This window comes from Streptomyces sp. NPDC014882, assembly GCF_043081325.1.
Taxonomy (GTDB): Bacteria; Actinomycetota; Actinomycetes; order Streptomycetales; family Streptomycetaceae; genus Streptomyces.
Genome location: NZ_JBIBWL010000022.1, coordinates 82,850 through 109,297, shown reverse-complemented (window position 1 = coordinate 109,297; position 26,448 = coordinate 82,850). Strand labels below are relative to the sequence as shown.

19 protein-coding genes are annotated in these 26,448 nt (G+C 73.1%); 9 read left to right on the top strand and 10 right to left on the bottom strand.

Translation table 11 applies throughout. The features are described 5' to 3' along the window. Window positions 1-170 precede the first annotated feature (170 nt). A complete protein-coding gene (rsgA, locus tag ACF09K_RS33255) occupies window positions 171-1,268 on the top strand; it encodes a ribosome small subunit-dependent GTPase A (RefSeq protein ID WP_392249065.1) in 1,098 nt (365 codons plus the stop codon). A 138-nt stretch (window positions 1,269-1,406) separates the two neighbouring features. Here the strand turns inward: rsgA and ACF09K_RS33250 are convergent, their stop codons facing one another. Together ACF09K_RS33250 and ACF09K_RS33245 are read right to left on the bottom strand one after the other, a co-directional pair. Continuing rightward, window positions 1,407-2,087 (bottom strand): histidine phosphatase family protein, encoded by a 681-nt coding sequence (locus tag ACF09K_RS33250; protein ID WP_392249064.1) that lies wholly within the window; start codon window positions 2,085-2,087, stop codon window positions 1,407-1,409. Window positions 2,088-2,125: 38 nt separating this feature from the next. After that, a complete protein-coding gene (locus tag ACF09K_RS33245; protein ID WP_392249063.1) occupies window positions 2,126-2,878 on the bottom strand; it encodes an SDR family NAD(P)-dependent oxidoreductase in 753 nt (250 codons plus the stop codon). Window positions 2,879-3,055: 177 nt separating this feature from the next. Between ACF09K_RS33245 and ACF09K_RS33240 the strand changes: the two genes are divergently transcribed. The 5 genes from ACF09K_RS33240 to ACF09K_RS33220 all read left to right on the top strand — a co-directional run bounded on the left by ACF09K_RS33240 (window position 3,056) and on the right by ACF09K_RS33220 (window position 13,191). Further along, window positions 3,056-4,372 (top strand): aspartate aminotransferase family protein, encoded by a 1,317-nt coding sequence (locus tag ACF09K_RS33240; protein ID WP_392249062.1) that lies wholly within the window; start codon window positions 3,056-3,058, stop codon window positions 4,370-4,372. After that, complete coding sequence (locus tag ACF09K_RS33235) at window positions 4,369-5,826, top strand: class I adenylate-forming enzyme family protein (protein ID WP_392249061.1); 1,458 nt, start codon at window positions 4,369-4,371, stop codon at window positions 5,824-5,826. Before ACF09K_RS33240 ends, ACF09K_RS33235 begins: the two co-directional genes overlap by 4 nt. A 12-nt stretch (window positions 5,827-5,838) precedes the next feature. After that, on the top strand, window positions 5,839-6,900 hold the full coding sequence (locus ACF09K_RS33230) for a ketoacyl-ACP synthase III family protein (RefSeq protein ID WP_392249060.1): 1,062 nt from the start codon (window positions 5,839-5,841) through the stop codon (window positions 6,898-6,900). Next, complete coding sequence (locus ACF09K_RS33225; RefSeq protein WP_392249059.1) at window positions 6,897-12,302, top strand: type I polyketide synthase; 5,406 nt, start codon at window positions 6,897-6,899, stop codon at window positions 12,300-12,302. The genes ACF09K_RS33230 and ACF09K_RS33225 overlap by 4 nt, the downstream gene beginning before the upstream one ends. 118 nt (window positions 12,303-12,420) lie before the next feature. Further along, entirely contained in the window at window positions 12,421-13,191 is a 771-nt protein-coding gene (locus tag ACF09K_RS33220; RefSeq protein ID WP_392249058.1) for an alpha/beta fold hydrolase, read from the top strand. A 7-nt stretch (window positions 13,192-13,198) separates the two neighbouring features. Here ACF09K_RS33220 and ACF09K_RS33215 read toward each other — a convergent pair whose 3' ends face one another. From ACF09K_RS33215 to ACF09K_RS33185, 7 genes are read right to left on the bottom strand one after another with little or no spacing between them, the layout of a single operon-like run. Next, window positions 13,199-14,164 (bottom strand): Gfo/Idh/MocA family protein, encoded by a 966-nt coding sequence (locus tag ACF09K_RS33215; RefSeq protein ID WP_392249057.1) that lies wholly within the window; start codon window positions 14,162-14,164, stop codon window positions 13,199-13,201. Between the two features lie 4 nt (window positions 14,165-14,168). Beyond that, on the bottom strand, window positions 14,169-15,905 hold the full coding sequence (locus tag ACF09K_RS33210) for a B12-binding domain-containing radical SAM protein (RefSeq protein WP_392249056.1): 1,737 nt from the start codon (window positions 15,903-15,905) through the stop codon (window positions 14,169-14,171). A gap of 48 nt (window positions 15,906-15,953) precedes the next feature. Beyond that, window positions 15,954-17,681: a B12-binding domain-containing radical SAM protein gene (locus ACF09K_RS33205; RefSeq protein WP_392249055.1), complete on the bottom strand. Its 1,728-nt coding sequence runs from the start codon at window positions 17,679-17,681 to the stop codon at window positions 15,954-15,956. Further along, a complete protein-coding gene (locus ACF09K_RS33200) occupies window positions 17,674-19,404 on the bottom strand; it encodes a beta-ketoacyl synthase N-terminal-like domain-containing protein (protein WP_392249054.1) in 1,731 nt (576 codons plus the stop codon). Before ACF09K_RS33200 ends, ACF09K_RS33205 begins: the two co-directional genes overlap by 8 nt. Further along, window positions 19,401-20,303, bottom strand: coding sequence for a glycosyltransferase (locus ACF09K_RS33195; RefSeq protein WP_392249053.1), 903 nt, complete (start codon window positions 20,301-20,303; stop codon window positions 19,401-19,403). The genes ACF09K_RS33200 and ACF09K_RS33195 overlap by 4 nt, the downstream gene beginning before the upstream one ends. A gap of 59 nt (window positions 20,304-20,362) precedes the next feature. Further along, on the bottom strand, window positions 20,363-20,674 hold the full coding sequence (locus ACF09K_RS33190) for an acyl carrier protein (RefSeq protein ID WP_392249052.1): 312 nt from the start codon (window positions 20,672-20,674) through the stop codon (window positions 20,363-20,365). Beyond that, window positions 20,671-22,572, bottom strand: a complete 1,902-nt coding sequence (locus tag ACF09K_RS33185) for a KedN5 family methylcobalamin-dependent radical SAM C-methyltransferase (RefSeq protein ID WP_392249051.1) — start codon at window positions 22,570-22,572, stop codon at window positions 20,671-20,673. Before ACF09K_RS33185 ends, ACF09K_RS33190 begins: the two co-directional genes overlap by 4 nt. Before the next feature lie 564 nt (window positions 22,573-23,136). On the opposite strand from ACF09K_RS33185, the gene ACF09K_RS33180 reads away from it, so the two are divergent. The 3 genes from ACF09K_RS33180 to ACF09K_RS33170 are packed head-to-tail and all read left to right on the top strand — an operon-like array spanning window position 23,137 to window position 25,293. Then, entirely contained in the window at window positions 23,137-24,060 is a 924-nt protein-coding gene (locus tag ACF09K_RS33180) for a PIG-L deacetylase family protein (protein WP_392249050.1), read from the top strand. Between the two features lie 55 nt (window positions 24,061-24,115). Next, window positions 24,116-24,748, top strand: coding sequence for a transcriptional regulator (locus ACF09K_RS33175; RefSeq protein ID WP_392249049.1), 633 nt, complete (start codon window positions 24,116-24,118; stop codon window positions 24,746-24,748). Beyond that, entirely contained in the window at window positions 24,748-25,293 is a 546-nt protein-coding gene (locus ACF09K_RS33170) for a hypothetical protein (RefSeq protein WP_392249048.1), read from the top strand. Before ACF09K_RS33175 ends, ACF09K_RS33170 begins: the two co-directional genes overlap by 1 nt. Window positions 25,294-25,336: 43 nt before the next feature. On the opposite strand, the gene ACF09K_RS33165 is transcribed toward ACF09K_RS33170, so the two are convergent. Then, window positions 25,337-26,407 (bottom strand): methyltransferase, encoded by a 1,071-nt coding sequence (locus tag ACF09K_RS33165; RefSeq protein WP_392249047.1) that lies wholly within the window; start codon window positions 26,405-26,407, stop codon window positions 25,337-25,339. Window positions 26,408-26,448 lie beyond the last annotated feature (41 nt).

The window sequence follows — 26,448 nt, the reverse complement described above, 5'->3', positions numbered from 1 at the left end:
GTATCGGGGCGACCCTCCGCCTTGCGATCGCACGCACCAGACGCCGCCGGGCCTGCCCTTCGGGCAGACGACGCTACTTTCGAAACACGCCCTAGACTGCGGGCCCGAGCGGCCGGTGCACGCCCCCTTCGCCGGTTCCGCTGCCCTCACACCCCTCTGGAGGGACGAGCTTGACCGCGTCCACTGCCTCCCACCCGCTCCACCGGTACGGCTGGAACGACGCGTGGGCCACCGCCTTCGCCCCCCACGAGGCCGACGGCCTCCGGCCCGGCCGTGTGGCGCGGGTCGACCGCGGGAGCTGCGAGACCGTCACCGCCGCCGAGGACGGGCGGGTGACGACCGTTCGGGCGGGCACAGGGCCCGTGGCCTCCTCCGATCCCCTGCTCACCCCCTGCACCGGGGACTGGGTGGCGCTCGACCCGGACCAGGGGGTCGTCCGGGCGCTGCTGCCGCGGCGCACGGCGTTCGTGCGTGCCGTCTCCTCGCAGCGCTCCCACGGCCAGGTCCTGGCCGCCAACGTCGACCAGGTGCTCATCGCCGTCTCGCTCGCCGACGAGCTGGATCTCGGGCGCGTCGAGCGTTTCCTCTCCCTGGCCTGGGAGAGCGGCGGGCAGCCGGTGGTGGTCCTCACGAAGGCCGATCTGGTTCCCGACCCGGTGACGCTGTCCCATCTCGTCGAGGACACCGAGAGGGTGGCCCCCGGAGCGCGCGTGCTGTCCGTCAGCGCGGCCACGGGGCAGGGCATGGACGCCCTCGTGGCCCTCGTCGACGGCACCGCGGCTCTCCTCGGCCGGTCCGGTGCCGGCAAGTCCACCCTCGTCAACGCGCTCACGGGAGCGGACGCGCAGTGCGTCGACGCCACGCGGGACAGTGACGGCAAGGGGCGGCACACGACGACGGCCCGCGACCTCCTGCCGTTGCCGGGCGGCGGTGTCCTGATCGACACCCCGGGGCTGCGCGGGGTGGGACTGTGGGAGGCCGACGACGGCGTCGCCCAGGCCTTCACCGATGTGGAGTCCCTCGCCCGGGACTGCCGTTTCCCCGACTGCTCGCACCGCACGGAGCCCGGGTGCGCCGTGCTCGCGGCGGTCGAGGAGGGCGAGTTGCCCCTGCGGCGGCTGGAGAACTACCACAAGCTGCTCCGCGAGAACGAGCGGATCGCCGCCCGGAGCGACGCGCGGCTGAACGCGGAGATCCTGCGGAGCTGGAAGCGGAAGAAGGAGCTGGGCCGCCACATGATGGAACGCAAACGCGGCCCGCAGCAGTGAATCGGGTCCGCCCGTCGGCGGACCGGGGCGCCGCCGTCCGCTTCCGGGGCGGTCGCCGGCCGGACGGACCGGCTGTCCTCGTACGGCCGGGACGAGGTGCCGCCGTCCTCGTACGGCCCCGCCGAGGTGCCGTTTCCGTTACCCGGTCACGTCGAGGTGCCGCTCTCCTCGTACGGCCGTGTCGAGGTGCCGCGCGTCGTCGAACCGGAGCAGGCGCCACCGCGAACCGTCGTGGACGAACTCGTTGATCGACGTCGCGGCGGGTGTCGAGTCCGTGAACAGCACGGGCGGGACGACGTCCAGCAGCGCGGACATCACCGCGACGATGAGCCCGGCGTGGCACACCACGAGGACCGTTCCGCCCCGGTGGCGGGAGACCAGGTCGCCGACGACCCGGCCGGCCCGGGCCCGGAACCGGTTCCAGGTCTCACCGCCGGGGGCGAACGGGCGGTCGGGACGGGCGGTCATGTCGAACGCCCCGTACGCACGCCGGTACTCGTCGACGGAGAGACCGTCGGCCGCCCCGAAGTCGAGTTCCCGCGCCTCCGCCTCGACGACCGGTGCCCCGAACTCCAGCCCGCTCGCCAGGATCTCGGCGGTCTCGCGGGCTCTGGGCACCGGGCTGGTCAGCAGCGCGTGCGGCCGCGGTGGCTCGGCCGCCAGCCGTGCCGAGAGCCGGGCGGCCTGTTCCCGCCCCTGCTCCGTGAGACCGGGACAGGTGCCGGACCCGGCGATCAGCTTCTTCACGCTGGCGTGCGACTGGGCGTGCCGCACCAGCAGTACCCGGGTGGTGGAGTGCTGTTCCTGTTCGTGCGCCATGCGCGTCATGGTCCCTCGGCTCGGCCTGCGCGGGCAGGTCAGTGGAGATCCCAGCCGCCGTCGACGGTCAGACTCTGGCCCGTGATGAAACCGGCTCCGGGAGAAGTCAGAAACGTAACAGCCGCGGCCACGTCCTCGGGGGACCCATGCCGTTTGATGCATTGCCGGGCGAATTCCCGTTGCCGCCAGGAGGGGTAATCCGGGTGGGATCTCTGCTCGGGACTCAGTTCGATCGGACCCGGTCTGACGGAATTCACGGTAATGCCGTGCGGGCCGAGTTCGCGGGCCAGGGCGCGAACGAATGCCTCCAGGCCCCCTTTCGCCGCGATGTACGGGGCGAGTTCCACGCGCCCGATCCGCGTGAGCACCGTGGAAACGGCCACGATCCGGCCGGTTCCGCGCGCCACCAAATGGGGTGTGGCGGCACGGACGCAGGCGATGTGCGCCAGGAGATTGACGTCCACGGCCGAGCGCACGTCGTCCCACGTGGTGTCCTGCCAGGGGGTGTACGTGTACGCCCCGGCGTTGCAGACCAGGACGTCCAGTCTCGGTCCGCAGGAGTCCATGGCCTGTCCGAGACGGTCCACGGTCTCCTCGCGTGCGAGGTCCCCGACCACGGTGGCGACGACGTCCGCGCCGGCCGCCGACGCCTGGTCGGCGGTGTCGGCGAGCCCGGTGTCCCGGGTCAGATGGGTCAGCACCAGGTCGTGGGTGGCGGCCAGCCGTACGGCGATGGCGGCCCCGAGGCCCGAGCCCGCCCCCGTGACCACGGCGACGCCCCGAGACGACATCACATTCCCCCTCCGCGGCGCGTGCCGATCAGCCCGTCCGATACTGCCATCCAAGACAGGCCGAACACCCCCCGTGATCCGGCCATTCCGGCAACGCCCGCTGTCGGGCCCGAAATCCCTGGGGCATTCTGTGGTGCCGGATCAGGCCGACGAAGCTGGAGGATTTCAGTGGGTGCCATGGACGCCGGACGTCGGACGAATGCTGATTTTCTGGAGGACATCAAAGAGGTCATAGCCGGTGGTGTCAGCAGCAGCATGCGTGCGGCGGCCATCCCCGTGCCCCTGGTCGTGCGGCGTGCCGAAGGCTGCCTGATCCGCGATGTCGAGGACGGCGAGACCGTGGACTTCAACATGGGTTACGGTCCGCATCTCTTCGGTTATGCCGACCGCGACGTGGCCGAGGCCGTGGCCGACCAGTTCGCCAAGGGCCACATGACCGGCCTGCCGCACGAACTGGACGCCGAGGCCGGATCCCTGGTGGCCGAACTGGTGCCGGGCGTGGAGCAGGTCAGGTTCGCCAACTCCGGCACGGAGGCGGTCGCCTCCGCGCTGCGGCTGGCGCGCGCCACCACGGGCCGCTCCCTGGTGGTCACCTTCGAAGGCCACTACCACGGCTGGAGCGAGACCGTCCTGCGCGCGGGCAAGACCACGCTCCGGATCCAGGGCACCCGGCCGACGGACGTCGTCGCGGGCGCGCCCGGCATGATCCCCGAGGCCCTCGCCCACACCGCGCAGCTGCCGTGGAACGACGCCGAGGCCGTCGAGGAGCTCTTCGCGCGCGACGGTGACCGGATCGCGGCCGTCGTCCTGGAACCGGTTCTGGTCAACGCCGGGGTGATCCCCCCGGTACCCGGCTTCCTCCAGCTGCTGCGCGACCTGACCGCGCGCAGCGGCGCGATGCTGATCTTCGACGAGGTGATCACCGGTTTCCGGGTCGCCCGGGGCGGGGCGCAGGAGTTGTACGGCGTCGAGCCCGACCTCACGGTCCTGTCCAAGGTCATGGGCGGGGGGTTCCCGGTCGCCGCCTTCGGCGGGCGGAAGGCCGCGATGCGGATGCTCGCCACGAACGAGGCGCACCACGCGGGCGTCTACGCCGGGAACCACGCGGCCCTGCGCGCGGTCGTCACCGTACTGACCAAGATCCGCGCGCTGTCCGGCCTCTACGAGGAGCTCGAGGCCATCGGCGCCGGCGCGGAGGACGCCGTGCGCGAGGTCTTCGCCGCGGAGAAGCGGCCCGTGCACATCAACCGGGTCGGCACCCTGATGTGCGTGGCCCTGCTCAGGAAACCGCTGGAGAAGGCCGACACCCTGCGCGACCTCGCCGAGGCCGTCGACTTCTCCCGGCACCGCCGCTTCCAGACCCTCGCCCAGCAGGAGGGCGTCTACTTCCACCCGAACCCGCTGGAGCCGTGGTTCCTGAGCACCGCGCACACCGGGGACGTCCTGGACAAGGCGGTGGGGTCGCTGCGGCGCGCACTGACCGGTCTCGGATGACCGCCGCGCGTGCGGAGCTGCTCTCCCTGCTGCGCGCCCGGGGCGCCCGTGCCGGGGACGCGCCGCTGATCAGCGACGGCTCCGGGACCACCAGCGCGGCGCAGTTGGCCGAGCGCGTCGACGCCAGGGCCCGTGCCCTGCGGGAGGCCGGCGTCGGGCCGGGCACCCTGGTGGGAACCGTCGCCTGGCCCGCGGCCGAGTTCGTCGGCGACGTGTTCGCGATCATCTCCACCGGCGCGGTCGCGGTGCCGCTCTCGCGCCGGCTGACGCCGTGGGAGCTCCAGCGGATCCAGGAACGCTGTCCGCTCGACTTCCTCTCGGCCCCGGCCTCGTCGCCGGCCTTCCCGGTCACGGCCGCGGACTGGGGGGGAAGGATCCTGAGCGTCGGCCGGGAAGGAGCCCGCCGGCCCGCCTTCGAGGAGGCGGCGACGGCGCAGATCACGTCGGGCACCACCGGGTACCCCCAGGTCGCGCTGCGCTCCGCCGCCGCTCTGCTGGCCGAGGCGGAGCACTACCGTACGGCTCTGGGGCTGGGGCCGGAGAGCCGGTTGCTCTGCCCCGTACCCCTCCAGCACGCGTACGGCTTCGGCCTGTGCGCCCTCGCCGCGACCCTGGCGGGCGCGCCCGTGCGCTGTACGACGCCGGACAAGCCGCGCCTGCTGCTGCGCGAACTCGCCGCCGGGGACGTGACGTTGTTCGTCGGTGTGCCCCCCATGCTGCGGCTGCTCGCCAAGGCCGCCCGCACCCGCCCGCACGACGGCCCCGCGATCGGTTTCCTCTCCGCCGGAATGGCGCTGGACGCGCACACCGCCGAACTGGTCGCGACCCGGCTCGGCGGGCACGTCGGCCAGGTCTACGGCACCACGGAGACCGGACCGATCTGTGTGAGCCGCCCCGCCCCGTGGCGGCCCGGTGTCTCCGGGCCCGGCGCCCCCCTGCCCGGTGTGCGGGTCGAACTCTCCCCGGTCCCCGGGACCGGGGGCGGGGCCGGGGCCGGGGGCGGTGCCGGCGACGCCGTGACGGGACTGGTGACCGTCAGGTCGCCGTCGATGATGCTCGGGTACGCCGAGGGCGGGGCAGTCGACGCGACCCCGCTGCGGGACGGGTTCACCACCGGCGACCTGGCCCGCTGGGAAGGACGGGACCTCGTCCTCGCCGGGCGCCTGTCCACCAGCATCAACGTCGCGGGCGCCAAGGTCAGCCCCGAGGAGATCGAAGCCGTCCTGCTCGCCTTCCCGGACGTCGCCACCTGTCTGGTGTCCGGTGTGGACGATCCCGTCCTGGGACAGCGGATCAGCGCGACGGTGACGCCTGACACGGTCGACCTCGACAAGCTGGAGCGCTTCTGCCGGGAGCGGCTGTCGCCCTCCTGGGTCCCCCACGCCTTCGCCTCCAGGGCGGAACTGCCGACCACCGAGACCGGGAAGGTCATCAGGCCCCGGACCGGTCAGTGAGGACATGTGAGAGTGAGAACAGAGAACATCTTCCTGGCAGGGACCGGGGCGTTCATTCCGCCCAGGGTGAGCGTGGAGGAGGCGGTCCGGCGCGGCGTGTACGACCGGGAGCGGATGGAGTCCTGCGGGTGGCGGAACATCGCCGTGGCCGACGGCACCTCCGCGCCGGACATGGCGGTGGCGGCCGTCCGGCAGGCGGTGGACCGCTCGGGCCTCGGCCCCGAGGACATCGACATCCTCGTCCACTCCTGTGCGTACCACCAGGGCCCCGACGGCTGGTCGGCACCGCACTACATCCTGCGCTCCACCCTCGGCTCCCGCGTCCCGGCGCTGACGGTGGAGCAGGGGTGCAACGCGTTCCTCGCCGCCCTGGAGATGGCCACCCAGTACCTGCTGTGCGCGCCGTCCCGCACCGGCGCCGTGGTGAGCAGCGCGGACAACTTCGGCGCCCCCTCGGTCGACCGGTGGCACGCCCACCGTGACGCGGTGCTCGCCGACGCGGCCGCGGCGGTCGTCCTGTCGAAGCGGTCCGGCTGGGCCGCGCTGCGCTCCGTCGAGTCGGTGTCGCTGCCCCAGTACGAGATCCTCAACCGCGGGCACGAGCCGATCTTCCCCCCGGCGGTCACCGCCGGGCGCGCGCTCGACATGAACGAGCACCTGGAGGCGATGGTCGAGGAACTGGGCCCGAAGGCGTCCGAGATCGGCCAGGAGTACGGCGCGAGCGGCGCCAAGCTGGTCGAGCAGGTGACGGGCGAGGCGGGGATCGCCGTCGCGGACCTGTCGAAGGTGCTCCATCTCGGGGCGGGCACCACGGACTTCCTGGACAGCCATCTGCGGCCGATGGGCCTGGACGCGTCGCTGGGCGCGGTCGACTTCTTCCGCGACGTCGGCCACGCGGGCGCCGCCGATGTCGGGCTGCAGCTCAACCACCTCGTCGAGGACGGGCAGGTGGACGCCGGCGACCACCTCCTGCTGCTGAGCGCCGGCCCCGGACTCATGATCACCGCGGCCGTGGTCACGCTGCTGGAGCCTCCCGCCCGGCGCGCCACGGACGCCGAGGGGAGCCCGGTGTGACGAGCCCGGTGGCCCCGCGGGGGCAGGCAGGCGGGCCGGGGGAGCCCGTCGCGGTCGTCGGGCTGAGCTGCCGGTTCCCCGGCGACGCCGACTCCCCCGACGCCTTCTGGGACCTCCTCGTCCAGGGCCGGGACGGCATCGGCGACGGAGCGGAGCGCTGGGCTCCGTACGCGGACACCGGGCACGGGCACGCGGCCGTCGTGCGGGAGACCCCGACCCGTGGCGGCTTCCTCGCCGACATCGCCGGTTTCGACGCGGAGTTCTTCGGGATCGCGCCGCGCGAGGCCGAACTGATGGACCCCCAGCAGCGGCTGCTGCTGGAACTGGCGTGGGAGGCCCTGGAACACGCGGGGATCCCGCCCCTCGGTCTGGGCGGCACCGACTGCGGGGTCTTCGTGGGCGTCGGTTCGGACGACTACGGGCGCCGGCTGCTGGAGGACCTCGCCCGCATCGAGCCCTGGTCCGGTATCGGCGCGGCCCTGTGCGCCACCGCCAACCGCATCTCCCACAGCCTCGACCTGCGCGGCCCCAGCCTCGCCGTGGACACCGCGTGCTCCGCCTCCCTGGTCGGAGTCCACCTGGCGTGCCGGAGCCTGCTCTCCGGGGAGTCCGACGTGGCGCTGGCCGCGGGCGTGAACCTCATGGTCGCGCCCGGCCTCTCGGTCACCCTGGCCCGTGCGGGCGCCACCTCGCCGGACGGCCGCAGCAAACCGTTCGACGCCTCGGCGGACGGCTACGGCCGGGGCGAGGGGGCGGGCGTCCTCGTCCTGAAGCGCCTCTCGGACGCCGAGCGGGCGGGGGACCGGGTCCTGGCGGTGATCCGCGGCAGCGGGGTGAGCCAGGACGGCCGGACCGCCGGCATCATGGCGCCCAACGGCGAGGCCCAGGCGGACCTGCTGCGCAGGACGTACGCGCGGTGCGGCATCGCTCCGGAGACCGTCGACTACGTCGAGGCCCACGGCACCGGAACCGTCGCGGGCGACCCGCTGGAGGCCGGTGCGCTCGCCGCGGTCTTCGGCGCGGGCCGGCCGGCGGACCGCCCGTGCCTCATCGGCTCGGTGAAGGGCAACATCGGGCACCTGGAGGCCGGCTCGGGGATCGCCGGGATGATCAAGACGATCCTCGCGCTCGTCCATGAGGAGATCCCGCCCAGCGTGCACTTCTCCACCCCCAACCCGCGCATTCCCTGGGCGGAGTCACGGCTGCGGGTGACGCGGGAGCGCACCCCGTGGCGCCGGGGGGAGCGTACCCGCCGAGCGGGTGTCTCCAGCTTCGGCTACGGCGGCACCATCGCCCACGTCGTCCTGGAGGAGGCACCGGCGTCCGCGCAGGACGTACCGACGGTTCCGGAGGAGGCACCGGCGGTCCCCGAGGACGCGCGGACGGTCCTGGAGGGCGCACCGCCGGCCGCGCGGGAGGTGCCCGCACGGCGCGAGCCGTCCGCCGCGTCCGGGGCCGCCCCGGCGCCGCCCCGCCTGTTCCCGCTCTCCGGCCGGTCCGGGGCGGCCGTCCGGGAGGACGCCGCCCGGCTCGCCGACTGGCTGGACGGGCCGGGCGCGGGCGTTCCGCTCGCCTCCCTCGCGCAGCACCTGGGAACCCGGCGCAGCCACCTGGAACACCGGGTCGCCGTCGTCGCCGCCGACCGCGCGGAGCTGGGGGACGGGCTGCGCCGCTTCGCCGCCGGTGACCCGGCGCCCGGCCTCGCCGACGGCACGGTGGCGGACGGGGGCCCGGACAAGGTGGTGTGGGTCTTCTCCGGGACCGGCGCCCAGTGGCCGGGCATGGGCCGCGAACTGCTGGCCACGGACACCGCCTTCGCCGAGATGATCGACCGGATCGGGCCGGTCTTCGCCGAGGAGTTCGGCACGACGGCCCGGGATCTGATCGAGGACGGCGACGTCACCCGCGTGGACGTGGCCCAGACGATGATCTACGCGGTGCAGATGGGCCTGGCCGCCGTCTGGCGGTCGCTCGGGGTCCGGCCCGCGGCCGTCGTCGGCCACTCCATGGGGGAGATCGCGGCCGCCGCGACGGCGGGGATCCTGTCGCCGGAGGACGGCGCCCGGCTGGTGTGCCGGCGCAGTGTCCTGCTGCGGCGGGTGGCCGGCGCGGGCGGCATGCTGATGATCGGTCTGCCCGCCGACGAGGCCGCGGCACGGCTCGGCGGCACCGACGCCGTGGTGCCGGCGGTCCTCGCCTCGCCCACCACGACCGTGGTGGCCGGCGCGGTCGCGGAGATCGACGCCCTCGCCCGGGAGCTGACCGCGGACCCGTCCCTGCTGGTGCGCCGCGTCGACAGTGACGTGGCCTTCCACAGCCCGCAGATGGAGCCCCTGATGAAGGAGCTCGCCGAGGCCGCGGCCGACCTCACCGTGCACGCCCCCCGCATCCCCGTCTACAGCACCGCGCTGGACGACCCGCGCGACGCTGCCGTCCGCGACGGCGCCTACTGGGCGGCCAACCTGCGCAGCCCGGTACGGCTGTCCGGCGCCGTGGCCGCGGCGGCCGAGGACGGGTTCCGCACCTTCCTGGAGGTGTCGGCCCATCCGGTAGTCCGGCACTCCGTGCAGGAGACGCTGGACACGGTCGGGGCCGACCGGCACTGTCTCGCCGCCTCCCTGCGCCGCGACACGGGGGAGCGGGAACACCTGCTGCTGAACGCGGGACTGCTGTACTGCCACGGCGTCCCCCTCGACTGGCCCTCCGCCCCGGGCGCGCGGCCCCTGTCGCTGCCGGTCCGCAGCTGGCGGCGCCAGCGGTACTGGCGCGACCTGCCGGTCCACCGGGCCGACCGGGGGCGGCACGACCCGGCGAGCCGCACCCTGCTGGGGCCGCGTACCACGCTGGCCGGCACCACGCCGCTGGACCTCTGGCGCACCCGCGTCGACCCGGAGTCCCGGCCGTACCCGGGCAGCCACACCATTCACGGCGTGGAGATCGTCCCGGCGGCCGTCGTCCTCCAGACCTTCCTGGACGCGGCCGGGGGGAGCCGGGGGACGGGCGGTCTCTCCGACGTGTCGTTCGAGCTGCCGCTGACCCTGTCCACGGCCCAGGACGTCGACGTGACCGCGCAGGACGGCGTGATCCGCCTGCTGTCCCGGACCGCCGGCCCGAAGGAGCCGGGTCCCGGCGATCCGGGCGCGGACGGGCCGGACGGGCCGGACGGGCCGGACGGGGACGAGCGGTCGTCACTGACCCACGCGGTGGCGTCCGTGTCCGGCGACGCCTCGCCGCCACCCCTTCCGCCGGCCGCGGCCGGACCGGGGACGGCGCTGCCCCCCGACCGGATCACCACCGACCTCGCGTCGGTCGGCGTGCCGAGCATGGCCTTCCCCTGGCGCGTGGACCGCCTGGAGCGGGTCCCGGACGGGCTGCGCGCGGACGTCGTCACGGCCGACGAGCCGGCGTCCGCCCCGGCGACATGGGCCCCGCTGTTCGACGCCGCGCTGTCCATGGCGGCCGTGGCCTTCCCCGGACCCGCCGCGCTACGGGTGGTGGCCGGCGTCGGCCGCGTGTGGACCACGGGCGAGCCCCCGTCCCGCGCCCGCCTCGAGGCGCACGCCGACAGCGGGGGATCGGTGGGTGTGCGGATCACGGCGGAGGACGAACGGACCGTGGCCGTGCTGGCCGGGGTCCGGTACGCGGACGGCGAGGCCGGGGCGCGTTCGGCCCCGCCCGGGGAACTGCTGTTCCGGACGGACTGGAAGCCCCTTCCCCTCGACGGCTCCGGCGCCCCCCGCCCGCACCGGCCCCTGGTGCTGGTCGGCGCGGACGGGGAGCTGACGGCGGCACTGCGGGCCACGGCCGACGAGCACGGGATCCCGTGCCTGGCGGTGGAGGATCCGGACGGTCTCGACGGCCTGCGCGGGCAGGTCCCCGGTCCCGTGGACGTGCTCCTGCTGCCCCTGACGGACCGTCCGGCCAAGGAGACCGAGGCCGCGGACCGTGCCGTGCGCGAGGCGTGGCAGCTCGCGTCGGCGGCGCGGCGGCTGGGCGCGTGGCCACCCGGTACGGCGCGGCTCTGGTCACTGACCCGCGGTGTCCGCGAGGCGGACCGGCTGGAGGCGGTGGCCCAGGCGGCCCGGTGGGGTCTCGGCCGGGTCGTCGGGGGCGAGCACCCCGGACTGTGGGGCGGCACGGTCGATCTCGGCCCACGGCCCACCGGGGACGACCTGGTCGCCGCGCTGCGCGTGGTCGCCGCGAACCCGGGCGAGGACGTCGTCGCCGTCCGTGACGGCAAGGCCTGGGCGAACCGGCTGGTCCGCTCCGCGGGTGCGGGTGCGGATGCGGACCGCGCCCCGCTGCGCTGCCGGCAGGACGGCACCTATCTCGTCACGGGCGGTCTGGGCAGCCTGGGCGGGGAGATCGCCCGATGGCTGGTGGAGCGGGGCGCACGCCGCCTCGTGCTTGCCGGACGCGGTGCCCTGCCGCCCCGTTCGGAGTGGGACGCCGTCACCGACGAGGTCCAGGCCCGCCGCGTCGCGACCGTCCGCGGGCTCGAGGACCTCGGGGCGACCGTACGGGTGCTGTCCCTGGACCTGTCCGACACCGAGGCGGCGGCCGCCGCCCTGACCCCGGACGCGCTGGGCATGCCCCCGGTCCGCGGGGTGGTGCACGCGGCCGGCGTGCTGCAGGACCAACTGGTCGACCGGCTCGACGCCGACGCCCTGGCGGCGGTGATGCGGCCGAAGGCCGGCGGTGCCCTGACCCTGCACCGGCTGTTCCCGCCGGGGACCCTGGACTTCCTGGTCCACTTCTCGTCGTGCGGACAGTACCTGGGCCTCACCGGCCAGGCCGCCTACGCGTCGGCCAACGCCTTCCTCGACGCCATGGCCGGGTACGACCACACCCTCGGCGCCGTCGGCAGCATGAGCCTGGCGTGGACGTCCTGGCGGGGCATGGGCATGGGGGCCAACGCGGCGGTGGACGCCGAACTCCAGGCACACGGCGTCGGTGACATCACGGCACCCGAGGCCTTCGCCGCCTGGGACCTCGCCGGCCGGACCGGCGCCGCGTCCCTCGCGGTGCTGCGCACCGTGCCGCTCCCGGACGGGGTCCGCCGTACGGGTCTGCTGCGCGACCTCGCCGACGAGGACCCGGCGGGGCCGGCGCGGGAGGGGGCGGCCGGGGCCCGGCCGTCCGAGGAACTGTCGGAGGAGGCGCTGCGGGCTCTGCTGCACGAGCAGACGGTCTCCGTCATCGTCAGCGAGATGAAGCTGGACCCGGCCGAACTCGACCCCGACCGGTCGCTGCTGAAGACGGGCCTGGACTCCGTGATGGCGATCGTCATCCGCCGCCGCCTGGAACGGCTGCTGGAGCGCAAGCTGCCGGCCAACCTGGTCTGGCACCAGCAGACGGTCACGGCCATCGTGGACTACCTCGTGACCAGTTCACGCTCCTGAAGGACGGATCGGCCGGCCGGGCGGACGCCCCGGCCGACCGGCCGAAACCCGCGCACGGCCGGCCGGGCCCCGCTCTCGGCCCCTGTCTGCCACGGCCCCCGGCGGATAGCATCACGGGGTGCTGCGTGACGTGGATCGGACGCCGGGCCGGGGTGGGACGAGCGAGGCACCGCTGCCGCTGAACTGCCGGGTCACCGGTGATCCGGCGGGGAGACCGGCGGTTCTGCTCCACGCGCTGGGGAACACCGGACGGAGCTGGGACCGGCTCGTCTCCGCGCTGCTGCCCCGGGGACACCGGCTGGTCGTACCGGACCTTCGCGGACACGGGCGCAGCCCCCGGGCGGACGCGTACACCTTCGAGCTGATGTACCGGGACGTGCTGTCCCTGCTGGACCGGCACCGCCTGGCCGAGGTGGACCTGGTGGGCCACTCCATGGGGGGTCACGTGGCCTGGCTCGTCGCCCAGCGCCATCCCTCACGGGTCCGCAGGCTGGTGATCGAGGACACGCCTCCGCCGCCACGGGACGCGGCGGCGGAGGCGGAGCTGCGGGCGCGGTCCGGAGCGGCCGGCGGACAGGCACACGTCATCTCGCTGTACCAGGAGTTCCGCGAGCTGCGCCGGGCCGGGGAGCTGGACGGCGCCGCGGTACGCCCCGTCATCGACGGCCTCCGGAAGGCGGACCCCGTGTGGTGGCGGCGGCTCGCCGACGTCACCGCCGAGACGCTGGTGATCAGCGGCGGACTGTCCAGCCCGGTCCCGCGCTCCCTGCTGGCCGAGGTCGCCGGGAGGGTGCCCCGGGGACGGCTGCTGGCCATCGACGCGGGCCACTACGTGCATCGCACCGAACCAGAGCGTTTCTGCGCCGAAGTGGCCCGCTTCCTCCGATGACCGCCCGTCACCCGCCCTGCGACAGGGGTGCCGTCGCGGTCCTGGCGCGCCGGTAGGCCGACTCCACGACGAGCTGGACCTCCAGGGCGTCCCGGGCGGTCACCTTCGGATGCGGGGCGGGAGCGCCCGTCATCAGGTCGAAGTAGGCGGATATCGCGGTGAGTTCGGGTCTCTGCCCGGCCGATTCGACCGTGCCGTCCGCCCGGCGCAGTTCGTTGCGGCGCAGGTCCAGGACGTGGTCACCGTCCGCGGTGGTGACGGTGACCGAGGTCTCCAGCCGGCGCGCGGCCCGGTCGATGCGCAGCGTCGCCGGCACGCCCCCGAACGACAGGTCCAGCCGGACCCGCTCCTCCACGCCCGGCGCGTCCACCTCGCAGGCTTCCACGTCCGGCGGTCCGAAGACCGTCATGAGCAGGTCGAGGGCGTGCGGCCCGAGGTCCATGAGCGCGCCGCCGCCGGCCCGTCGCGCGTCGCCGTACCAGGGCGTGCAGGCCCGCCACACCCTGTTGCCGGGGGTGGCGAAGGAGAAGTCGACGCGTTGCGCGCCGGGCCGTGCCGCGTCGGCGAACGCTTCCAGCAGCGGATGGGAACGGAAGGGCATGTTCACCCCCAGCAGCTTCTCGGCCGCCGGATGGGCCGCCATCCGCCGCGCCTCCTCCACCGTGGCGGCGAGGGGCTTCTCGCACAGCACCGCGATCCCGGCGTCCAGCGCCGCCAGCACCGGCTCGGCGTGGGCGTCGTTGGGCGTACAGACACTGATCAGGTCCGGCCGCGTCTCGTGGATGAGGCGGTCGACGGAGGTGCCGGTCCACACCCGCGGACGGTCCGCCGCCAGCGACCGGGCCCGTTCGACGTCGGCGTCGACCAGACCCACCAGCTCCATGGCGTCCCGTTCGTCGGCGCAGGGCAGGTGGTAGCGCTGGAAGACCCTGCCGCAGCCCACGGCCGCGAACCGGATGCGCTCGCGGGCCATCGCCTCAGCCCCTCACCTGGGCGAGGGCGTGCTCGCCGCACGCCCTCGCCGTCTCGACGACGAAGTCGGGGAAGGCGTGGCCGAGGTGTTCGCGGTCGTACGCGGTGATCATGGCGCGCAGTTCGGTCTCCAGCCGGTCGGCGAGTCCGGGCGGGTTCTCGTCCGCGAGCAGCAGCCCCGCGTTGAGGAAGGCGATCAGCAGCCCGGCGAGCCCCTGGTCCCAGCGGCGCAGCCGGCCCAGCAGGGGGCGCAGGGACTCGGCGCCGGTGCCGCGCCGGGCCCGGACGGCGTCCGCGATGCTCTGCGCGAGGAACGGGACCTCGTTCTCCTTGCGGTCGTTGATCTCCGAGGAGACCCGGCTCCAGGCCGTCCACAGGTGTTCCACCCGCTCGTCCTCGACGCGGTAGTCGCGGCGGGCGTGCCGTAGCACCTCCCAGGCGGCGCCCTCCACCCCGGGGATGTCCGGCTCCTCGTACCGCGTGGCCTTGTCGTAGATCTCGGTTCCGCGCAGCGCGATGGCCCGGTTGATCAGGAAGAACGGGTTCTCGCTCTCGTGCACCCGGGCGGCCACGATGAACTTCAGGTTCTCCCAGAGCTCGTCCAGGGTCGTGCCCGGTTCGATCATGATCCAGCCGGGTTCGAGCTCGATGCCCTCCTGCTTGAACAGGCGGGCGGCGTCGAAGTTGTACTCGACGGTGGTCCCCTTGCGGAACCGCTTCATCATGCCGGGCGACCCGCTCTCCATGCCGAGGAGGGCCAGGTCCATGCCGGCCCTGCGCAGGGTGCGCAGGGCCTCCCGGTCGATGAGGCCGGTGTCGACGCGGAACTCGCAGTGGAAGGTGATCTTCAGGTCGCGGCGGAGGATCTCCTCGGCGAAGCCGACGGCGTGGTGGTAGCCGTCCTGGAAGGCGCCGCCGAAGTTGTCGTCGTTGAACCACAGGAACCGGGTGCCGAAGTCCCGTTGCAGGTACTCGATCTCGTCGACCGCGTCCTCCACCGGCCGCACCCGCCAGGGCCCGTCCACCACTCCGGGCTGCCGCGGCGCGTAGCAGAAGGTGCACTTGGCGTGGCAGCCGCGGCTGGTGTACGTGGACGCGCGCGGTGTGGGGATGCCGTTCTTGCGGTGGTGCACGAGCAGGTCCCGGGCCGGCCAGGGCTCGTGGGCGAGGTCGGGGAGTTTGGGCGGGCCGCTGCTGCGGACCCGGCCCTCCTGCCAGAACCACAGTCCGGGCACGCCCCGCCAGTCGCGGCCGGCCGCCAGGCACTCCATCAGGCCTTCCACGGTCAGCTCGCCCTCGCCGAAGGCCACGCAGTCGGCCTCCGGGATCCGCTCGGCGATGAGCTTGGCGTTGTACGTGCAGAACGCGCCGCCGATCGCCACGAACACCGAGGGGTCGGCCTCACGGACGCAGCGCAGCAGCCGCACCGCGTCGACGATGTGCAGGTCGTACATGATGCTGATCCCGACGAACTTGGGCCGCTCACGCCGGATCAGGTCGATGATGGCCTCGTCGCTGGGGTTGCGCCCGTGCAGGTTCAGCGCCCGCACCGAGTAGCCGCACGACCTCAGGTGACCGGCGATGCAGGCCACCCCCAGGTTCTCCCGGACCCGCTTGTAGAACAGCCGCATCGCCGGATCCAGGGACAGGTACTCCTCGTCGTTGATCAGGACGTTCTGGTTGTTCAGGCTCGCGGCGCCGGTGGGGATCTCCCGGGGGGTCAGCAGGACCACATCCGCCATGACCGGTCTCCTCTCTCGTCTTCACGTGCGCGTCCCGACACCGGCCGGTCAGCCGGCCATGGCCTGCTCTCCGCACAGCCTCCTGGTCTCTTCGACGAACACCTGGTAGGACTCGCCCAGGACCCTGCGGTCGTAGGCGTCGACCAGCGTGCGCAGCTCGGCCTCGAGCCGCTCGGCGAGCCGCGGCGGGTTCTCGTCCGCGAGGAGCAGCCCGACGTTGAGGAAGGCCACCAGCAGGTCCGGCAGGCCGTCGGCCCACCCGCGCAGCCGGCTCAGCAGCGGGCGCAGCCCCTGCTCCCCCCGGGACCTGCGCGCCCTGGTGGCGTCGACGATGATCTGGGCGACGAAAGGCAGCTCCTCCTTGCGGTCGGCGACCTCCGCGCTCACCTTGCTCCAGGCCGCCCACACGTCCTCGACCCGCGAGTCCGGGATGCGGTACTCCCGGCGGGCCTCCAGCAGGACGTCCCTGGCCGGTCCCTCGACGCCCGGGAGTTCCGGAGGGGTCGGGTCGGCGATCTTGTCGTACATCTCCGTGCCGCGCAGTGCGATGGCGCGGCTGATGAAGGAGAACGGGTTCTCGCTCACGGCGATGTCGGCGGCCACGATGAACTTCAGGTTCTCCCAGAGCTCGTCCAGGGTCGTGCCCGGTTCGACCATGATCCAGCCGGGTTCGAGCTCGATGCCCTCCTTCTTGAACAGGCGGGCGGCGTCGAAGTTGTACTCCACCATGGTTCCCTTGCGGAACCGCTTGGCCATCCCCGGGGCCCCGGTCTCCATGCCGAGCAGCGCGGAGGCCATGCCGGCCCTGCGCAGGGTGTGCAGGGCCTCCCGGTCGACGAGGCCGGTGTCGACGCGGAACTCGCAGTGGAAGGAGATGTCCAGGTTGCGGCGGAGGATCTCCTCGGCGAAGCCGACGGCGTGGTGGTAGCCGTCCTGGAAGGCGCCGCCGAAGTTGTCGTCGTTGAACCACAGGAACCGGGTGCCGAAGTCCCGTTGCAGGTACTCGATCTCGTCCACGACGTCGACCGGCGAGCGGACCCGCCAGGCGTTGCCCGTCACGACCCCCGGCGCCCGGGGCACGTAGCAGAAGGTGCACTTGGCGTGGCAGCCGCGGCTCGTGTAGGTCGACGCCACCGGTGTGGGGATGCCGTTCTTGCGGTGGTGCACGAGCAGGTCCCGGGCCGGCCAGGGCTCGTGGGCGAGGTCGGGGAGCTTGGGCGGGCCGCTGCTGCGGACCCGGCCCTCCTGCCAGAACCACAGTCCGGGCACGCCCCGCCAGTCGCGGCCGGCCGCCAGGCACTCCATCAGGCCTTCGACCGTCAGCTCGCCCTCGCCGAAGGCCACGCAGTCGGCCTCCGGGATCCGCTCGGCGATGAGCTTGGCGTTGTACGTGCAGAACGCGCCGCCGATCGCCACGAACACCGAGGGGTCCGCCTCGCGGACGCAGCGCAGCAACCGCACCGCGTCGACGATGTGCAGGTCGTACATGATGCTGATCCCGACGAACTTGGGCCGCTCACGCCGGATCAGGTCGGTGATCACCTCGTCGCTGGGGTTGCGCCCGTGCAGGTTGAGCGCCCGCACCGAGTAGCCGCACGACCTCAGGTGACCGGCGATGCAGGCCACCCCCAGGTTCTCCCGGACCTTCTCGTAGAAGAGGCGCATCGCCGGGTCCAGGCGGAGGTACTCCTCGTCGTTGATCAGGACGTTCTGGTTGTTGACACTGGAGAACCCGGTGAGGATCTCCCGTGGTGTCATCAGCACCGCGTCAGCCATCCGTACTCCACTCCCTGAGCCCGGCCGCGCCCCCCGTCAGGAGGAACGCGGCGTTGTTGCCGCCGAACCCGAAGTTGTTCACCAGCACGGAACGGATCCCGTCACAGGGCTCCGGATCGCGCAGCACCCGCACATGCCGCGCGTCGAGGGGCTTGCGCAGCCCGGGGGTTCCCGGAAGCACCTGATGACGCAGGGCCCGGACCGCCGCCACGACACCGGGGAACACCGAGGCGTGCAGCAGATGGCCGGCCGCCCCCTTGTACGAACTGACCGGGACGCCCCGCCAGTCGTGCTCGGCGCCGACCTGGTCCAGCGCCAGCAGCTCGGCCTCGTCGCCCTGCCGGGTGCCGGGGGCGTGACCGTGGACGTAGTCGACGGTGGTGAGGCCGGCCATGGCCAGCGCGTCGCGTATGCACGCGGCGCCGATGTGCGCGTCGAGCCGGCTGGTGCCCTGCCCCGCCACCCGGCAGGAGATCCCGCTGAGCGTCGCCAGGGGCGTCCGTCCGCGGGCCGCCGCGCGCTCGGCGGTCTCCAGCACGATCACCCCGGCGCCCTCCCCGACGGTCACGCCGGAGCGGTCCTCGTCGAACGGGCGGGCGACGGTCGTGCTCGTCGCGCGCAGCACGTCGAGGCAGGCGTAGTCGTAGGGGTTGAGGGACGACACCCCGGTGACGACGGCCGTGTCCGCCAGGCCGCACAGCAGCCATTCGCGTGCCATGGCCAGCCCGAAGGCGCCCGACGCGCAGGCGTGGGCCATCAGCACCGCGTCCGGCGGGGCGACACCCGATCCGTCTCCGTCCCAGTCGGGCTCCACCGCGATCTCGTCGATCCGGGGGGCGTCGCCGACCCGCGGGAGGTGCGGGACCACCCCGGCCGACACCAGCAGGGTCCGGCCCGGCAGCTCGTCGAGTCCTGCCTCCCGCAGCGCCTCCGCGCGCGCCCGCTCCAGCAGGGCACGGCGCGCCGGACGCCCGGGCGGCGCCTCCACCCGCGTCTGGCACACCGTCCTGCTGCGGAAGCGGGACGTGTCGAACCGGGTCAGCTCGGACAGTTCTCGCCGTCCGTCCAGCAGGCCCTGCCAGAACGCGGTCCCCCCGTCACCGAAGGCCGTGACCAGGCCGGTGCCGGAGACGACCACGGACGATCCGCCGGGTCCGCCGGGTCCGCCGGGTCCGCCGGGTCCGCCGGTCCGGGGTGCGCGGGCGCCGTCGGCGGCGGTCACCGGGACGGCCGCGACCCGGTAGCCGTCCTCGTGCGCGGCCCGTACGACCTCGCACACGACCATCGCCTCGTGCAGCCCCGCGGAGACGGCGCCCCACGCCCAGCGCACCGCCTGCAGGGTGGCCGCGCGCGGGCTGATCAGCACATGGCCCGTCCCGTTCCAGCCACTGGCCTCCGCCAGCTCCTGGATCAGCTGCGCCGGCTCCGGGGTCATGGCCTCGGACGGCCGCAGCCTGCGGCCCCCCGCCTCCGCCTCCACGCACCGGCCGACGTACTGGGAGGTGGCCGACACGCAGTAGTCCGTGGCCGCCATGACCACGGGCACACCGCCGCGCAGGGCGGCGGGCAGGCGGTCCAGCGCCGCGGACAGCACGTCGACGAAGGCGGCGGACAGGGAATCTCCGGCGGCGAGGACGGACAGGTCCCGCCGGGAGCGGAGACCGTCCAGCGACCGCGGCGCCGTACCGCCCACGATCACCGCGCCTGCCTTCGGGTGCGTCATGACACCGCCGTTCCGGGTGACAGGGCACGGTCCGCGGAACCGAGCCGCGCGGCCAGTTCGTCGAGGGAGAGCCGGCCGGCGAGGAAGGGACCGACGTCCGCGAGGCGCGGGTCGCCGTGCCGGTCGGCGACCCGCCGCCAGAACCTCGGCAGGAGGTCGCCGGTGTCCCGGCGGGCCGTCGGCAGGTGGTACGCGGTCTCGTCGAGCAGTTCGAAGGCGGCGCCCGCGGCGGCGAGCCGCAGTCCCAGTTCGAGGTCCTCGCCGCCCCACAGCCGTCCGTAGTGCTCGTCGAAGCCGCCGACCCCTTCGAACACCGTGCGCCGGACGCTGGTGCTGGTGCCGATGCAGCTCAGCCAGCGCAGCGGGGCGTACTCGGGCGACCGCGTCACCTGCCGGGCGGTCCTCTCGATGAACGAGCGGCGCGGCCCGAGCAGGGGGACGGCGGAGCCGAGGTCGGCGACGGTGGCGGGCTCGACCGTGCGGCCGCGGGCACCGGTCAGGGCCGTCCGCAGGGGCCGGGGTTCGGGCGTCAGCGCGAACGCGGACAGGTCGGTGACGGTGCCGTGCACCACGGTGGCACCGGCCCCCCGGTGGGCCGCGAGATGCGCCTCCAGGAGTCCCGGTGCGGCCATGGTGTCGTCGTCGAGGAAGAGCAGGAGCTCCCCGCGCGCCAGCCGGGCCCCGGTGTTGCGCGCGCAGGCCACCCCGCGCCCGCCCGTGGTGGCCTGCCGGACCGGCAGGCCCGCGGGAAGGGCGGACAGCACCTGTTCCACCGCACCGCGCTCCGGTGCGTCGTCGACCAGGACGACCTCGAACCGCTCACGGTCCAGGGTCTGGTGTCCCAGGGCCGTCAGGGTGAGCAGGAGCCGGGTGGTCCGGTCGCGGGTCGGAACGACCACGCTGACCGCCACCTCCCCGGGTGCTTCCCCCGGCCGCGCGGCCGCCGGTGTCATGGCCGTCACGTCAGGGAGCGGCTCTCGCCGGCCCTCTGCTGGAGGATGTAGGTGGCGAGGCCCTCGATGGAGAAGAGCGTCTCCTCCGTCAGGTCCTCGTCCTCGAAGACGACATCGAACTTCTCCTCGAGGATCAGCAGGTACTCCAGGGCGTCGAGGGAGCTGAACCCGTACTGGTCCACGAGGCTGGCGTCGCCCTCCTGGGGTGCCGGCCGGTGCTCGCCCTTGGTCATGCCCGCTGCGATCTCGTGGAGGTCCCGAATCAGCTCGGCGCGGTCCATCGTCTCTTGTCTCCCGTGGTGAAGGATCTCGGTCAAACCTTGGTGAACTGTTCGTCGAGCTGCTGCTCGGTCAGCCCGCGGAAGCGGTCCATGCGGAAGTAGTGCTGGAGGTCACCGCCGAACTCGGTCCGGTAGTAGAAGTCCGCGGTGTGGCGCTCCGGCTCCATGCTCACCGTCTCCCCGCGCCGCAGCGCGGCGATCAGCCGGGGCACGGGGTGGGTGAATTCCGTGTCGCTGCGCAGGTACCAGCTCTCGCCGTACTTGGTGACGACCGGGAGGTCCTCCTCGGGACCCGATCCGTCGGGCAGCGGGCGGACCGGCTGGCACAGCAGGTCGTAGCGGAACACCTCGTCGAGGACCGGCAGCAGGTGCTCGGGCAGCGTGGGACGCATGGCCTCCTCCCACCACTGCCGCAGCAGCCGCTTGGTGAGCAGCCGCCAGACGTTGGGGTCGACGAGTTCACTGGCGGAGCTCGTCGGCCTGGCCACCGCGTGCAGTGCCCTGGCCTCGGGGTCCTCGCTCCCCTCGATCCAGTCGGAGAAGCTGAGGAGCACCTGCGACTGGGGGACGCCGGCGAGCGTGCGCAGGGCGACCCAGATGTTGTGCAGGAACAGACTCCGGGCCAGGACCCGGTTCCAGCAGATGAAGCGGAGCATGCGCTCGTTGTCCGCGAGCGTCATCGTCTTGTGGGCGAGCACGTAGTCGAAGTCGTCCTGCTCGCCGCGCACGGTCACCAGTCCGTGCTGTTCGCGCTTGTCGTGGTATTCGGTGTTCGGCAGCAGCATCAGCGGGTGGACCGCGATGAACGGCGTGTGTTGTGCCGCCCGGTCATAACCGTCCAGGAACGAGGCGACCGTCTCGCCCGGTGCCCCCCAGATCAGTTCCAGATACGGTGTGATCCCGTGGTCGGTCAGCCAGGCGACCAGGCTTTCCCAGTCGTTCAGCTTCATGTTCCGGCGGCGCATGAGATCCAGCACGGAATCATCCATCGTCTGCAGGGCGAGGATGAAGGCACTGTGCATCCCGGACTGCTTCATCTTCTCCATGATGCGGTAGAAACCGGGAGACTTGTTCTTGGCCCAGGAGGTTTCGAGTCTCTTCGGGAACCCGTATTTGCGGCGCACCCGGAGGAGATCGTCCAGGAATTCCTCGTCCTCGCGCAGGAGCCCGAAGTTGGAGTCGGCGAGCATCAGTATTTCCGCGCCGTGCCGTCCCAGCAGTTCGAGTTCCTCACGCAGCCGCTCCCGGGAGAACGCCCGCATCTTCTGCCCGGTGGCGCCTCCCCAATAACAGAAGGCGCACTTGTAAGGGCATCCGCGGTTCGTCTCCATCAACGCGTAGTCGTAGGGGAAACGACCCTTTTCGTCGACCAGCGGTACCGCCCCGGTCAGAATGGGGGACGGCAGGATCTCGAGGTCCTGGATGCGCTCCCGTTCGGCGGTGGTGACCAGGTTCCCGTCGGCCTCGCGGAAAGAGATGCCGCTGATCTCGTGGAGCTCGCCGCGCCGGGCGCCGTCGAGGTAGCCGTTCAGCAGGTCCCGGAAGATCAGCTCTCCCTCGCCGTTCACCACCACGTCGACCTGGGGGAACATGCGGAGGACCCGTTCGGCCTGGTGGGCCACGTGGTTGCCGCCGAAGACGACCCAGCCCTGCGGGTTCATCTGCTTGAACGTCTCCGCGAGGGTGCCGAAGGCGCGGAAGTTCCAGCCGAGGACGGAGAAGCAGAGGATGTCGGGGCAGCCGTCCCGTATCAGGTCCCGGGCCATGGCGTTCAGGCCGGCGTCGCCCGGGTAGTTCCTGATGGAGATGTCCATACGGCGCCGGATGCGGTCGTCCGCCTCGGCGTAGGCCTTGAGGTAGCCGATCGCCAGCGGCATGGAGGCCGCGGAATTCCCCCAGACTCCTTGCTGAACAAGCAGTACGCGAGTCTCCATTCCCTGCCTCGTCCTCTAATCGCCCGACAGGTCAAATCGCCCTTTGAGGCTACAGCAGAAGATCCCCGGCGCAATGGCGCCTCCGGGACCGGGCCGTCGGCATGGCCTATTTCCTGCGTTTCGCCTGTGTGCCGCCGTGCCGACGGCCTGATGGCGGCCACCGTCCGGGCCCGGGCCGGCCGCTCGCGGCACCTCCGGAGACAGGGGAGCTGACATGGTAATTTCGTAGCGCCCGCGCCGGTCCGGCCCCGGCCGCCGCCGCGGTCCGGGACGGGGCCGCGGAAGTGACCTGCGCAGCGAAACGAATGACCGGAAAGTTGTCGTCCCGGTGATTACCGAAGAAGACGGCGATCACCCGGACAAGGTATTTTCGGCCACCCGTCCCCCCATTTTCTGCCTCTTCGGATCTGGCTCTGGGCGCGCGCGGAGACGATCTGTATGCTCCGGCCGTATGGCGTCTGTCATTCGTCACCGCGGGCTCGGAGTTACATGACGGAGATTCCCGGCACTTGGTGCCCGACGGCCCTGCCGCACGTGGAAACAGCCGACGGGAAGCTCCGTTTCATGGGGCGTCAGGTCGAGGGGTGCGGCCACCTGTCGGACCGTGACGCCGCCCTGCTGTCCCACTGCGACGGCAGCCGGCCCCTCGACGGGTTCCCCGCGGCGGACCGCGAGACCATCGGCCTGTGGCGCCGGCACGGGCTGCTGCTCATGGCACCCCCGCTCACGCCCGGCCCCCCGGCCACCGAACCCGCGGTGGTCGTGTCCCCGCATCCGGACGACGCCGCGCTGGCCCTCGGCGGGACGGTGGCCGGGCGGGGCGCCCGGTTCCTCGACGTCTTCAGTGTCGAGACCTGGACCAAGGACCCGTACTACGCCGAACGCCCGGCGCTGACCCGGCGCCTGCTGCTGGACGAGGAGGGGGTCGCCGCCCGTGTGCTGCGCGCCCGGGTGGAACTGCTGGGATTCGTCGACGCCGCCGACCGCGACCTCAGACGGGACCGGTTCTTCACCGACCCGGCCTGGTCCGACGGGTTCGCGCGGGAGGAACCCCAGCTCTTCGACGCCCTCACCGAACGGCTCGCCCCCCTGCTGGACGGCGCCGGCCTGATCTACGCGCCCCTCGGCGTCGGCGGCCACGTCGACCACGTCGCCTGCCGGGAGGCGGTGCTGGAACTGGCCCGGACCGGCCGGCTCGGCACGGCGCGGGTCGCCTTCTACGAGGACCAGCCCTACTCCCTGTTCTCCTCCGCGGAGGAGACCGCGAAGAACCTCGGCGCACGCCTGGCCGAACGGGGACCCGGCGCGCTGCGCCCGGAGCTGCTGCCCGTGGACGACGAGGCGGCGCTCACCAAGTGCGAGGCGCTCGGCGCCTACCGTATCCAGGTACGCAAGGGCATCATCCGGCGCGTCCACCGGCACGGCGTGCGCCTGGCGGAGGGCTCCGGGTTCCCGGCCGCCGAGCGGATCTGGCTGATGCGCCCCTGACCCCCTCCCCACCCGACAAGCGACCGCGGCCCCGCCGCCCTGTGAAGGGTTTCCCATGTACGCACTGGCTCAGTCCCTGACACCGGAGGACCTCGAGGTCCTCGCGGAGGCATGCGCCGAGGTGGGCCTCACCCTGCATGTCACGGACCCCGCGACGGGCCACGCCCCACCGCCCGGCGCGCTGCTGGTCTCCTTCCACCGGGTCGCCGCCGCCCGGCCGGACGACCTGTCCGTGGCGGAGCTCAAACGCCGGGGCGGTTACGCCGTCGCCGTGCTGGACGGCGTCTCCGCCACCGAGGTCCTGGCGGCGGTCACCGCCGGCTACAGCTTCACGCTGGCCAGCCCCCTGCGGCGGTCCCGGCTCGTGGAGACCCTCGGCTACCTCAAGACGGTCACGCCGTCCGAGAACACCCAGGTGCTCACTCTCGCGAACGGCTCGCTGAGCTCCGCCGCGAAGTCGTTGCCCGTGACCGACGCCGAGGCGGGGCTGCTGCGCCTGCTGTCCGACCGGCCGGGCCAGATCGTCTCCCGCGAGGAACTCGTCGAGGCCACGGGCGGGGAGGACGTGAACAAGGTGACCTCGGTCCTGAAGCAGAAGTTCCTGGACATCGACTCCGGTGCGAAGCTCCTGAAGATCCCGCACCTGGGCTTCCGCCTGGTCGGCACGGTCCGTGAGGGGGCCAGCTGATGCGCGCCGTGGTGATCACCGGTGCCCCGGGCGTGGGCAAGACCCGGCTGGGGCACCAGTTGGTGACGCGGTACGGCGTCCCGGCCGCCGCCATGGACTGCGATCCCATCGTCCATCCGTGGAACGGCGGCGAGGAGGTGTACGACCTGATGGCCTCGACCGTGCGCGCGACCCTGCCCGTCTACCGGGAGTGGGGGGCCCGCGTCGTGATCGTCACCGGGGTGGTCCTCGCCGGCCGTGCCTACGAGCGTTTCCAGAAGGTGTTCGAGGAACTCGGCGCGGAAGCGGTCTACTACGGCCTGCGGGCGGACCCGGAGGCGCTGGCCACCCGGATCGAGAACGACGCGGGCGGGCGGCTGTTCGTGGAGGGCCGGCTGGCGGAGCGTCACCTCGACGCGGAGGTGTCCGACGTGCCCGGCGTCCGGCTGGTCGACACCACGCACCTGACGCTGGTGGAGGCGGCCGACGCGGTCGCGGCCCTGGAACGCGCCGAGCTCGGGCCGCGGTGGTTCGGGGAGGCCGGTCCTCCGACCGTCACCGCATGACCCGGGGGTGGAGCCGTGAACCGGCTCCACCCCCGGTGCCGGGTCACCGGAAGCGGCCCACCGCCAGGCCCTCGCCGTCGAGTCGCACCGAGAGGACGAATCCGTAGTAGTGGGTGGCACCGATCCCGGTGACGTACTCCCGGACCTCGTCGCCGAGCGGGCCGGTGAGCTGCTGCTCCTCGTCGCGGGGCGCGAAGGCCGGCCAGCGCGGGGGAGTGGAGGGCCGCAGCAGCAGCCGCCCGAAGACCCCCAGGCGCCGCAGTTCGGCCTCCAGTTCCGGGACGAAGAACGGCCCGTGCTCGTCCCCGTAGGCCGCGGCCTGCAGCAGCGCCTCACCTTCCCGGGTGAGGAGCCCGGGGACCTGGCGCAGGAGTTCCCAGAAGAACTCCAGGCCGTCCAGCCCCGCCTCGCCGGCCAGCCAGCCGAGCGAGCCGCGGCGCAGCGGGAGACAGGGCGGGTTGGAGACGACCAGGTCGAACCGGGAGTCCAGCGACAGGGACATGATGTCCCCCTCGACGGCGGTCAGCCGGTCCGCCAGCCCGTTGACGTGGGCGTTGACCGTCGCGGCCGCCGTGCACTCCGGGTTGACGTCGACCGACAGCACCTCGGCGCCGTTGCGGGCCGCCGACAGTCCGAGGATGCCGGTGCCGCATCCCAGGTCCAGGGCCGACCGGGCGCCGCGGCGCGCCGCCACCAGCCGGGAGAGCGTCATCGAGTCGGTGCCGACCCAGGGCGCGTACGAGCCCGTGTCCCGTCCCGCCGCCCGCCAGGCGGCCAGCAGCGACATGCCGTCCCCGCGGACCAGGCAGTAGTCGGCCGACACCTTCCCGGACTCCTCGGAGAGCACCCGGGCGCGGAGCAGAAGGTCGAGCAGGGGCCCGGGGACCTCCGAGCGGACGTCGGACTCCGCCACCCGCTCCCCGAAGACGAACAGGGAGGACAGGACGGACTCGGCGGCCAGGGTGGTGGAGATCGCCGCCAGGGTCTCGGGGTTCCGCCACGGCGCCAGCTCACCGAGCCAGTCCCCGGCGAGCGTGAGCAGATCGTGCTGCGGGAGCGTGAGAAGCCTCTGCAGCCCGGCACCCGCGAAATCGTCGCCGGAAATCCCATCCACGGAAATCATTACGTCTCCTCGAGGCCTCGGTATGCTCTGGT

What these genes read in the sequence shown, in the direction of transcription:
- ACF09K_RS33205 (WP_392249055.1), bottom strand. Translation starts at nt 17,681, where the DNA reads ATGGCTGACGCGGTGCTGATGACACCACGGGAGATCCTCACCGGGTTC.
- ACF09K_RS33185 (WP_392249051.1), bottom strand. Translation starts at nt 22,572, where the DNA reads ATGGAGACTCGCGTACTGCTTGTTCAGCAAGGAGTCTGGGGGAATTCC.
- ACF09K_RS33240 (WP_392249062.1), top strand. Translation starts at nt 3,056, where the DNA reads ATGGACGCCGGACGTCGGACGAATGCTGATTTTCTGGAGGACATCAAA.
- ACF09K_RS33175 (WP_392249049.1), top strand. Translation starts at nt 24,116, where the DNA reads ATGTACGCACTGGCTCAGTCCCTGACACCGGAGGACCTCGAGGTCCTC.
- ACF09K_RS33250 (WP_392249064.1), bottom strand. Translation starts at nt 2,087, where the DNA reads ATGGCGCACGAACAGGAACAGCACTCCACCACCCGGGTACTGCTGGTG.
- ACF09K_RS33235 (WP_392249061.1), top strand. Translation starts at nt 4,369, where the DNA reads ATGACCGCCGCGCGTGCGGAGCTGCTCTCCCTGCTGCGCGCCCGGGGC.
- ACF09K_RS33245 (WP_392249063.1), bottom strand. Translation starts at nt 2,878, where the DNA reads ATGTCGTCTCGGGGCGTCGCCGTGGTCACGGGGGCGGGCTCGGGCCTC.
- ACF09K_RS33200 (WP_392249054.1), bottom strand. Translation starts at nt 19,404, where the DNA reads ATGACGCACCCGAAGGCAGGCGCGGTGATCGTGGGCGGTACGGCGCCG.
- ACF09K_RS33180 (WP_392249050.1), top strand. Translation starts at nt 23,137, where the DNA reads ATGGGGCGTCAGGTCGAGGGGTGCGGCCACCTGTCGGACCGTGACGCC.
- ACF09K_RS33215 (WP_392249057.1), bottom strand. Translation starts at nt 14,164, where the DNA reads ATGGCCCGCGAGCGCATCCGGTTCGCGGCCGTGGGCTGCGGCAGGGTC.
- ACF09K_RS33170 (WP_392249048.1), top strand. Translation starts at nt 24,748, where the DNA reads ATGCGCGCCGTGGTGATCACCGGTGCCCCGGGCGTGGGCAAGACCCGG.
- ACF09K_RS33210 (WP_392249056.1), bottom strand. Translation starts at nt 15,905, where the DNA reads ATGGCGGATGTGGTCCTGCTGACCCCCCGGGAGATCCCCACCGGCGCC.